This is a genomic window from Conchiformibius kuhniae DSM 17694 (assembly GCF_000428785.1).
Classification (GTDB): Bacteria; Pseudomonadota; Gammaproteobacteria; order Burkholderiales; family Neisseriaceae; genus Conchiformibius; species Conchiformibius kuhniae.
In genome coordinates this window covers 97,690-108,101 of sequence record NZ_KE386799.1, presented here as the reverse complement: position 1 = coordinate 108,101, position 10,412 = coordinate 97,690, and the positions used below count along the sequence as shown (strand labels likewise).

Here is a 10,412-nt window from a genome sequence, read left to right as displayed (position 1 = left end):
GGGCAGGGTCTTTAAGCCAGCAGATGTCCAGTTTGTCTTTACTGACGTCTATACCCAAATAGTGCATCATCTTTGTCTTTCCTTGTTTATGCAGTGTTCCGTTATATTAACGGCACTCGGATACCATTCAGATTTACAGATGAATCGGCTCGGTGGGTTTTTTTACGCTTCAGTATCAGTGCACTCAGGTTGGGTTCAATATCCCACCCAGCCGTTTTGTGAAATAATGCGCTTTTATTTCATTGTTGGAAAGATACAAGGTTGGGTTGGAGCGAAGCGCAAACCCAACAATATCTTACCAATCAAAAATTTAATGTTGAATTTTCAACCCAAGCTACTTGATTTTTTCAACCTGCGCAGCTTGGGTTGAAGCAGCGCAGCGCAAACCCGACAATTTCAGTCCAATCAAAAATTTCATGTCGGGTTTTCAATCTAAGTTACTTGCTTTCGCCATCTTCTTTAATCCGGCTGATTTTCACGCGCTCGATGCGGTGTCCGTCTTTTTCCAACACTTCAAAACGCCAACCGCAATAATCCGTGCCGTCGCCCACTTCCGGCAGGGTTTGCATCTCTTCCAAAATCAAACCGGCAACGGTGTGAAAATCCGCATCATCGCTTTGCGGCGGCAAGCCCAGTTGCGGGGCGAGTTCCACGTATTCCAAGGCGCCGTCCACCGTCAAACTGCCGCCGATGTGATGCACGGACGGATTGTCTTCCCGTTCAAAGGCTTCGGGGAACTCGCCGGCAATGGTTTCCAACAAATCTTTTTCGGTAACCATGCCCAGCACCGCGCCGAACTCGTCCACCACCAAAGCGTAATCCGCGCTGTGTTGGCGGAACAATTCCATCGCATTCAAGGCGGTAGAGCTTTCAGGCAGCATGAGCGGCTGGCGCAAAGCGGTGTGGACGTTGATTTCGTTATCGGCGAGCAGTTGCACCAGCAAATCTTTTTTGCTCACATAGCCCAAAGGCTCGTCCACGCCCGCCTTGCCCACCACCAGCAGCCGCGAATACGGGCTTTCAATCAAGCGGTTGCGCTGCTCTTCGCGGCTTTGCGAAATGTCCAGCCGCTCGATGTCGCTGCGCGGAATCATCACGCCGAAAATCGGGCGTTCCGCCAAGGTCAGCACGCTGCGAATCATGGATTTTTCGTTTTCTTCAAAATGGCTGCGGTCGGACGCGCCCGATTTGGCAATCAGGCTTTCGCGTATCCCCATCATGCCCAGCACGTTTTCGGCGGTGCGCTGCCGCCACGAGCTGCCCGCATAGTCTTTCTTTTTCAGGTTTTTTTGCGAGATTTGGTTAAAGATTTCAATCAACACGGAAAAACCAATCGCAGCATACAGATAGCCTTTGGGAATGTGGAAATGGAAGGCTTCGGCAATCAGGCTGAAGCCAATCATCAGCAAAAAGCCCAAACACAGCATCACCACAGTCGGGTGGCGTTCCACAAATTCGGTAAGCGGTTTGCTCGCCAAAATCATGCACGCCATCGCCACCACCACCGCCGCCATCGCCACCACGATGTGTTCCACCATCGCCACGGCGGTAATCACGCTGTCGATGGAAAACACCGCGTCCAATACCAAAATTTGCGCCACCACGCCCCAAAACGCGGCGTGTTTTTTGTGGGTATCGACCACGTGAAACTGGTTCGCGCCTTCCAAACGCTCGTGCAGCTCGGTGGTGGCTTTGTAGAGCAGGAACAAACCGCCTATCAGCATAATCAGGTCTTTGCCGGAAACCGAATGTCCGCCAAGCTGGAACAGGGGCTGGGTGAGCGTGATGATTTTTGCCATAAACGCCAGCATAATCAAGCGCATCACCACCGCCAAGCCCAAGCCGAGAATGCGGGCTTTGTCGCGCAGGGCGGGTTTGACTTTGTTTGCCAAAATCGCCACAAACACCAAATTATCGATGCCGAGTACCACTTCCAGCACCAGCAAGGTGGCAAAGCCTATCCATGTTTGCGGTTCGGCCAACCAGCTAAAGTCCATGATTTTGTTCCTTGATTATTTTAAAAAGTGCGGGCGCGAAAAGGCTGCCGGAAACGCCGCATCGTGCGTTTCAGGCAGCCGGAAAAATATGGGGCAAGGCTGCCCGCAACCGTCCATATCGTTGGTGGAAAATGTCAATGTTTCAGTTTATGCCTTTGGCGGGGAAAATGCAAGACGGCACGCCTTAAAACTGTTTGCCCAGTTCGACAAAGACACGGTGTTTGCTGTAGCTGTAAAACACCTGATTGCTGCGCTGGCGGTGGTAGTGCCACGTCAAACGCGGGGTAACGCCTTTCCAGTGCAATTTGCGGTGCCACAGGGAAGTGTTTACGCCCCATTCGCGGTTTTGCTGGCGGCTGCCGAAAAAGTTGATGCCCAAGTGGTTTTTGCGGGCGTGGCTCAAGGTCAAGCGGCTGGAGAAGCCCTGACCCCATTCCTGCCCCCAGCCCACGCGCACGCCGGTGCGGTTGCTGGAATCGTCAAGGTCGCGGGCGCGGCTGCGGTTGTGGTCGATGCCGGCAAACCAATATTGGCGGGCATTGGGCAGATAGGACACGGTGGCGGAACCAAACAGGCTGCGCCCGTTCAGGTGCGGACGGGTGCGGTAACGCTGACGCCCGTATTCGACCACAAAATTGCTCTGCCATTTGGGGCTGAAGCGGTGCGATGCTTCCAAGGTGATGCCCGCGCTGCGCGAAAAGCGTTGCAGCTTGTTGCTCTGCTTGGTCGCGCCCGCATACCAAGTGTGCTCGAAAAACGGCAGCAATGCCACGCTGCTGCGGGCGTTCTGATAGCCCGCCCCCGCCGCCGTACGCACGGAAAAATCATTGTATTTTTTGTTGTTCCAATAATATTTGCCGTTGGCATCGGCGCGCACTTCGCCAAACAGCCCGTTGCCGCGCACAAATTTTTTGCCCGCGTTCAGCGACAGGGCGATGCCGTTGGCGGCTTCGGGCGGGTCGCTGCGGAAGCCGTTGCCCAAATCGGGGTTTTTGGGGGCATTGTTGATGTTTTTGTCGCTTTGGTAGGTCATGCCGCCGCCGAAACGCCACGGGCTGCCGCGCCGCAACGCTGCCAAATATTGGTCGATGTGCGCGTGCAGATGGTCGGGCAAAGACGTTTCGCTGCGCAAACGGCGGAACTGGTCTTCTGCCGCTTCAAACTGCTTGTCTTCAAACAATGCCGTTGCCAACTGCAAACGCGCCAGCAGCAAATCGGGCTGCGCCGACAACACCGCACGGTAGCGGCGCACCGCTTCGCCGTAACGCCCCTGATGCCGTGCCGACACCGCCGCGCCCCAATCTTCCAGCACCTGCTCGCGCGCATTGTCGGGCAGGCGGCGGTAAATCGGATACAGCATCGCCACATGTTCGGGATTGTTTTGCAGCAGCGCCGCCATCAGCGCCCGCACCAGCAAATCGGGGTGTTCCAACAACTGTTCTTTGCTCAATTCCAGCGTTTTGCCCTCATCAGCGGCGGGGGCGGCGGACGGTTTTTCGGGCGCGGCGGCGGGCGGCGCGGCTTCGGGACGGCTCTCGTCCTGAATGCGGCTGTCGTTCAGCCGTTCGCGGATTTGCTCGTCCGACACCGTACCGTTGGCAAGCACCTGTGCCGACAACAACAGCAACACGCCCACAATCGCAGAAAATTTATAAATCACAATCCATATCCTTAATGTTTCGACACACGGGGCGGCACAACGCCGTGCGCTGCCCCGATGCGGACGGGATTCGCCCCGCCCAAACCAAAGAAAGCGGCGCGTTTGAAAGCCCAAACGCCCCGCATCATGTCATCAAATGCCCGTCAGAACTTCAGCTCCAGCGACACGGCCGCATTGCGCCCCGGCGCGGCATAACGCGCATAATTTCCGCCTTCCTGATGCTTGTTCACCGCCCCTGAAGAAGTCTGGCGCAACGCCTCCCACGTTACATAACGGTAATTGCCCACATTATAAACCGAAGCGCGCAACGTCATGTTTTTGCGCGGGCTGTAATAAGCGGACACATCAGTGGTTTTCCACGCCCGCGAAGAATACTTGCTCGCGCCCACATTCACCGTTCCCGAACCGCCCTGATAAGACGTCATCAGCTCATCGGGATTTTTCGGCTTCGAGTAGGTAAAGGTCAGGTTTGCGCCCCATTTTTTCTCGGGGTGGTCGTAGCCCATGCCCAAAATATAGCGTGAAGGCTGAATCATGTCAAACAGATAGCTCTGCACCCCCGAAAAACCCGCACGATTGCTGACCGATTTGGGCTTGATGCGGTTGTAGGCGGCGGTGGCATACAGCCCGTCCGGAATTTTGTCCCAAATGCCGTTGCCTTCCAAACGTGCGGCAATGTTCGTGCCGCCCAAACGCACGTCCTGCACATTGTAATAATTTTGGAAAGGGTGATTGCGCACCACATCATCGTTAAACTTCACCGGATAATAGCGCGTGCCGCGTGCAATCAAGCCTTTGTAACGGTTGTCGAACTGGGTCAATTCCAGCGTACCCGCCGCGCCGCGCAGGGTCAGACCCCATTCGTGGTTGAGCGATTTTTCCGGCGATACCTTGGTGGGGCGGTGGAATTTGTTGTCTTCGCCCACGCGGTTGCCCGGCAAGCGGTAGCCGAACAACTCTTGGAAACTCGGCACGCGGTAGCCGCTCGAAGCGCGGTACGACAAGGCAATATTGGCGGTAGGCTTCACCACCAAGCCCGTGTTCCACGACCAATTGCGGTAATTGCCCTTCCCCGTCCACTGGTCATCGGAACGGAAGGTGTGGCGGTCGTAGCGCACGCCCAAACCCAAATCCACATACTGACCGAACGACATGTTGTTGCGCAAGCCGAAAAACAGATTGTTGCCCGTAATCAAACGCTCGCCGCAGGCGTAATAAGACGACAAATTTTCTTTACAGCCGTCCCAATGCACGATTTGCGGGGCGTTTTTGCGGTAGATGGCGGGTTTGTCGTATTCGCCGTTGCGGTGTTTGCCGTCCGGTGCCGCAACGGATTCGTATTCCTGTGTGGAAAATACGCGCCCCAAGCTGTCGCGGTTCAAAACGGACTGAAAGCGGTCGATGCCTGCGGTCGCGCTCAAGCGGTGGCGGCTGATGCCCCAGCGCAGGTCTTTGGACGCTTCCATGCGGAACAGGTTGTGCTGTTCGCGGTAGCGGTTGGACTCGAAATTGACATGCGACCAAGGTTTGTCGGTGCTGACTTGGCAATTGCGGTCGGCATGGGGATAGACGCTGCAATTGCGCCCGTGCAACAGGTTGTCGATGTTGATGCTTTGGCGGTCGAAACCGATTTGCGCGGTGTCAATCACGCCGTTTTTGGCGGGATTTTGGTAGCGGTAGTGTATGCCCCAGCGTTGTTTTTTGTGGCGTTCGTCCGTGTATTCGGCGCGTGTCCATTTCAAGCCTACGGCATTGTCGATTTCGGGTGCTTTGCTGATGCCACCGTCTGAGCTTTCTCCGCTTTTGAATTTCGCCAAATACAGGCTGTCAAGAATGTTTTCACCTTGTTTGTAAATGCCATGCGCCACTGCCCAGCCGTCTTTCTTCATATCATAGGGATAATATGCCGGCACGGTCATGTCGCGGGTGTCGTAGCGTTGTTTGGTATGCTCGAACACGGCGTTGATGCTGTGCTTGGGGCTGAAGCTGTAGCCGCCGCGCAGCAGCCACGAGCCGGTGCGGTATTGCAGGGGGTCGGGCAACACGCGCCCTTCGCCCGTGTATTCTTTCGGGCTGACGCGCTCGGTAACGCTGCGGGTTTTGGCAAACAGCTCTTTTTGTTTGTCGGTCAGCTCGGAGGGCAGCAACGAACCGGTGGTGAGCTTGTCGTTGGTCACTTGGGCGGTGGCGCGCGGCTCGGCACAGCCCGTCAGTTTGACGGGGTCGGCACATTCGTCTGCCAAAATAAAATAGGTGCTGTTGCGCTTGAAGCCGCCGTCGTCATCGGGCTGCTGCAAATTGTATGCACTCACAAACCCGCCCAAACGGCGGAATTCGTACACCGTGCCTTTTGTCGCATCGGTGTGGGGACGCGCGGCTTCGCCGCGCCGTGCGGTGTATTGCGCCAAGCCCTCAAAGCCGCCCAAGCGGAATGCCGCGCCCAATGAATTGAGCAATTGGCGGTTTTTGCTGCTGTAGGCGGTTTTGCTGCGTACGCCCCAGTTGCGCCCGTCTTCAATCAAATCATCTGCTTCTTTGGTGCGGAAGCCCACCGCGCCGCCGAGCGAGCCGCTTCCGTATTCGGACGAGCTGGCGCCTTTGCTGATTTCCACCGAAGCGATGTTTTCGTATTCGATTTCGTTAATCGCGCCACTGCCCGGACGGTTGCCCTGCACGGTGTAGGACTGGATTTGGGCAATGCCGTCCACCGTGGTGGCAACGCGGTTTTTGTCCACGCCGCGCATGGAGTAGCCCGAGCTGGCGCCGCGCCCCTGCTCCACCACCGCCACGCCGGGGTCGTAGCGCACCAAGTCGCGGATGTCGATGACTTGCTGTTTGTCCAGCGTTTCCGATGTTTTGATGACTTTGCCCAAGCCGGTAATGTCTTTTTCGCGGCGGTGGGTGCGGGTGCGTTTGCTGCCCTTGACGCTGATGCCTTTCAGCTCCGTACCATTGCCCGAAGGCGCGGTTTTGGCGGTTTTTCCGCCGTCTGCGTAAACGTTGCCACACAATGCCGCAGCCAGCAGCAGGCTTAAGGCTTTCGGACAAAAAACCAGACGCTTGCGGGCGGCGGGGGGTTGCTTCTTGCGGGATTTGCTCACCGTGATGCTCCTCAATGCTTATTTGTCGCCAGATACCTGACGTTTGGCGCCGAATACCGCGCCCGTTTTGTGTTCGTCGTTGAAAAACGTGCCGCCCAATTCCAGTGCTTTTGGCCCGTAAAAACCGCCCTGCACGGCAACATCGCGGAACAGCAGTTTGGGGCTGTTGCCTTCGCGGCCGGGGTCGAGGTTGATGCCGTCCGCATGGGTGCGTACCGTGCCGGCAAAGCCGTTGCCCTGAATTTTGGCATCGATGTAGAAAGCGGGGCGCACGCCGTTGGTTTCGGTCAAACGTCCGCTCACGTCTTTCGTGCCGAAATCCACTTTAAATTCCGCCGTGCCCGAACCGGGCAGGCTGCGCCACGCGATGTTTTTCATGCTGAAGCCGTCCCACGTGCCGCGATAGGTTGCACCGTCTTCCGCAGGCATATCGGCACTGCGGGTGCGCTCGCCCTGCACAAACAGGAACGAGCCGTAGGGTGCGCCGCTAAAAGCGGCACTGTCGGTGGCAACATCGTCCGCACCGGCAGCAACGGGCGCGGGGTCGTCCGCCAGCTTGGTTTTACGCATATGACCGAATTTCAGATACGACAAATTGCCGCAGCACACGGTTACGCCCACTTCGCGCCCCGAAGGCAGGGTTACGTCCCGCCGTGTCAGCAATTCGTTGTTGTCGGGCAGCAGCGACAGGGTTTCGCCGTCCACCAGCAGCTTGTCGGCACTGCCGAAATTGGACATCGGGCGCAGCGCGACCGCATCGCTGCTGCTGATGTTGATGTCGTAGGCATCGGTGATTTTTTCGGCATCGGCAGGATTGTCCTGCTTGGCGGCAAACACGCCGAACAGGGAGTTGTCGTTTGCCAAGAATTTGCCCGCCAGCTCCTCACCGCGCCCGCCGTAAAAACCGCCTTCCAGAAAATCCGAATCGGCAAGAAAGAAGTAATTGCGCGGATTTTCCCTGTCCACCGCTTTGACCTTGCCGCTAAAGCGGTTGCCGTTGATTTTGGCATCAATGGTGTAGCGGGTACGCACGGGCAGGTCGGGGTCGCCGGTTATCGGCTGATGGGGACGGTAGTTCAGCTTGCCGGTCAAAGATTTGTTGGCAAAATCCACTTCAAACTCACTCAAATGCTGGCGGGCGCGAAAGCCGAGTTTTTTGTCTTTGGCAACATCGATTTCCGCCATGCCCACCGCACCGGTGCTTTCGCCATACAAATCTTCAAAACCCATTTGCCTACCGCCGCCAACAATCTCGGCACCGCCCTCATCACCGTTGTGAAACAAATTGGTGCGGTGGCGTTTGACATCGGTAACGAAATCCCAATGCCCTTCATAGCGCACGGTTTGGCTCGGCAAGGCTTGCGCGGGGTTGCGTCCCTGATAAAACACATAGCCTTCGCTGCCTTCGTAATCAATGCCCTTGCGCCTATCAAATTCAACTGAAGAATCAAACTTGTCGCTAACCAAATAGCCCGCATGCACAAATTGATAGCCGCGCTGCGCGGGCGTGGACACGTCCACCCCCGCATCGGGCTGGCGTTTTGCCAATTCGTCCCGATGCGGTGCGGCAACGATGTCGGTGGGGTGCAGGGCGCGGATGTCGGACGGCTTGAGCAGCAAATGCTCTTCCGCCTGTTTGCCGTTGGCAATTTCCTTGCCTGCCGCATCGGTACGCGATTTGTTGCGGCGCAGAATCGGCATGCTGTAGCCCAAAGCGGGCTTCATAAAGCCTTCGGCTTCGGGCGCGGAAATTTTGGGCGGGGTGTCGGCATCTTTCAGCAAATTGGCGCGGTCGTCCGGCGGCGGCGGACTGACCACCACCACAGGGTCGACATCGAAACTGCCGCCCGCGCACGCAGACAACAGCAGGCACAACAAAAGATTTTTACCGGAAAATGTGGACTTCATGACGGTTTCCTTGCCCGCAGGCACGGGCAATCCAAAGAAAAAATGCAAATCATTCTTAAAACAATTTACCACACAAAACCGCAGTATGCAAAGAAATTGTGTGTTTTGGTTAAATCACACAGACTTGGGCGGCGGGCGCATTTCACGTACAATCCGTGCTTTTTGACGCGACAAACGCCGCAGGTAAGGACGCTGTTTCAACGCACAGGGCGGCACATCAAGCACAGTCCCATGCCTTGCCCTGATTCGGGCGGGTTTGCGCCCCGACCGAATAAACAAACGATTTTACCGCCGTAAACGGCGGGGTCTCAAACCGAAAAGGAATTTTGATGAATATTTTGATTGCCAACGACGACGGCTACCGCGCACAGGGCATCAACATTTTGGCACGGGTGGCGGCGGAGTTTGCCAATGTGCGCGTGGTTGCGCCCGAACGCAACCGCAGTGGCGCGAGCAACTCGCTCACGCTCGACCGCCCCTTGCGCATCCGCAGCGCGGACAATGGCTTTTATTACGTAAACGGCACGCCCACCGACTGCATTCACATGGGCTTGCACATCTTGCCGGAAGCGTGCCAACCCGATTTGGTGCTGTCGGGCATCAACCATGGCGCGAACATGGGCGACGACACGCTGTATTCCGGCACGGTGGCGGCGGCAACGGAAGCGTTTTTGATGGGCATTCCCGCCGTTGCCTTTTCGCTGGACAGCACCGATTTCGCCGCCCACGCGGAAACGGCGGAACGGGCAGCATGGCGTTTGCTGGCGCACCTGCTCAAAAGCCCGCCCGCAGCGCCCGTGCTGTGGAACGTCAATATTCCCGCCGTTGCCCCCGATGACATTCAGGGCATCAAAATCACCCGTTTGGGACGGCGCCACCACATTCAAAACGTGATTCCCGCCACCGACCCGCGTGGTGATGCGATTTATTGGATTGGGCCTGCGGGCGCGGTGTCCGACAACGAAGACGGCACGGATTTTGCCGCCACCGAGCGCGGTTTTATCAGCATCACCCCGCTACAGGTGGATTTGACCGCTTATCCGCACAGCGCGGCGGTGCAAGATTTTTGGCGGCAAGCCTGATTGCCGCATCATACAAAAAACCCTGCCTTCAATCGGGCAGGGTTTTTTGTGCCGTGCGTTTAAGCGCCTGATGATGGGGTGGGTTTTCCGACATAAAAAGTAAAGGCTTTAGCGTTTGATAAGGATATAGTAAAAATCTTCGGGCGCGGCAAGCATACCGATGGACACTTTGTCATTGACATAGATAAACGATTGCAAACCATCGCCACAGCTCAATGCCCCGTTAAGGCGCATATAGGTTCGCTTGGGGTCAATCAATGCTTCAAGCTGGCTAATGTCTTTGTCATCGCTGTATTCCATGCTGGTTTTGATGTCTTTCAGCAATTGTTTTCCTGAAATATCAACCCTTTCATGGATAAAACCGTTCTTTTTTTGGCGACACCGCTTTGGGGCTTCGGCAATATGTCCAATGCCCTTTGCGTCGATGTTCAGAGCATGGTTATCCGTACCATACCAAGTTCCGTAACTGCCCTTGACGGGATTAAAGTCTGCAGCCAGCGCGGGCAATGAAACAACCAAGAGCAATGCTGCCAATGCAGATTGGAACTTCATCATCAGTATCCTTTCAAACAAATGAAATACCAAACAACAAGTACAATATTGTTGGCAATCAGCAAAAACAGCCAATCGCCCAAGCTGATAAAGCGGATGGACTTATATCCGA

General features: G+C 56.0%; 7 protein-coding genes. 2 read left to right on the top strand and 5 right to left on the bottom strand.

From position 1 onward, the window contains the following. On the top strand, positions 1–370 hold a 370-nt coding region (locus G392_RS14125), incomplete at its 5' end, for a hypothetical protein (RefSeq protein WP_211224373.1). 67 nt (positions 371–437) lie between these two features. On the opposite strand, the gene G392_RS0110890 is transcribed toward G392_RS14125, so the two are convergent. From G392_RS0110890 to G392_RS0110865, 4 genes are all read right to left on the bottom strand, one after another. Further along, positions 438–1,997, bottom strand: a complete 1,560-nt coding sequence (locus G392_RS0110890; protein ID WP_027010230.1) for a TerC family protein — start codon at positions 1,995–1,997, stop codon at positions 438–440. Positions 1,998–2,181: 184 nt separating this feature from the next. Continuing rightward, on the bottom strand, positions 2,182–3,657 hold the full coding sequence (locus G392_RS0110880; RefSeq protein WP_156900930.1) for a surface lipoprotein assembly modifier: 1,476 nt from the start codon (positions 3,655–3,657) through the stop codon (positions 2,182–2,184). Positions 3,658–3,800: 143 nt separating this feature from the next. After that, entirely contained in the window at positions 3,801–6,758 is a 2,958-nt protein-coding gene (locus G392_RS0110870) for a lactoferrin/transferrin family TonB-dependent receptor (RefSeq protein ID WP_051255708.1), read from the bottom strand. An 18-nt stretch (positions 6,759–6,776) separates the two neighbouring features. Continuing rightward, on the bottom strand, positions 6,777–8,666 hold the full coding sequence (locus G392_RS0110865) for a transferrin-binding protein-like solute binding protein (RefSeq protein WP_156900929.1): 1,890 nt from the start codon (positions 8,664–8,666) through the stop codon (positions 6,777–6,779). A gap of 329 nt (positions 8,667–8,995) precedes the next feature. Between G392_RS0110865 and surE the strand changes: the two genes are divergently transcribed. After that, positions 8,996–9,748 carry a 5'/3'-nucleotidase SurE gene (gene surE, locus G392_RS0110860; protein ID WP_027010226.1) on the top strand — a complete coding sequence of 251 codons (753 nt, stop codon included), beginning with the start codon at positions 8,996–8,998 and terminating at the stop codon, positions 9,746–9,748. Positions 9,749–9,856: 108 nt separating this feature from the next. Here surE and G392_RS0110855 read toward each other — a convergent pair whose 3' ends face one another. Then, positions 9,857–10,303, bottom strand: a complete 447-nt coding sequence (locus G392_RS0110855) for a hypothetical protein (RefSeq protein WP_027010225.1) — start codon at positions 10,301–10,303, stop codon at positions 9,857–9,859. Positions 10,304–10,412 lie beyond the last annotated feature (109 nt).

Bases quoted from the DNA above. Each gene is read 5' to 3' on its own strand.
- G392_RS0110890 (WP_027010230.1), bottom strand. From the start codon at position 1,997: ATGGACTTTAGCTGGTTGGCCGAACCGCAAACATGGATAGGCTTTGCC.
- G392_RS0110865 (WP_156900929.1), bottom strand. From the start codon at position 8,666: ATGAAGTCCACATTTTCCGGTAAAAATCTTTTGTTGTGCCTGCTGTTG.
- surE (WP_027010226.1), top strand. From the start codon at position 8,996: ATGAATATTTTGATTGCCAACGACGACGGCTACCGCGCACAGGGCATC.
- G392_RS0110855 (WP_027010225.1), bottom strand. From the start codon at position 10,303: ATGATGAAGTTCCAATCTGCATTGGCAGCATTGCTCTTGGTTGTTTCA.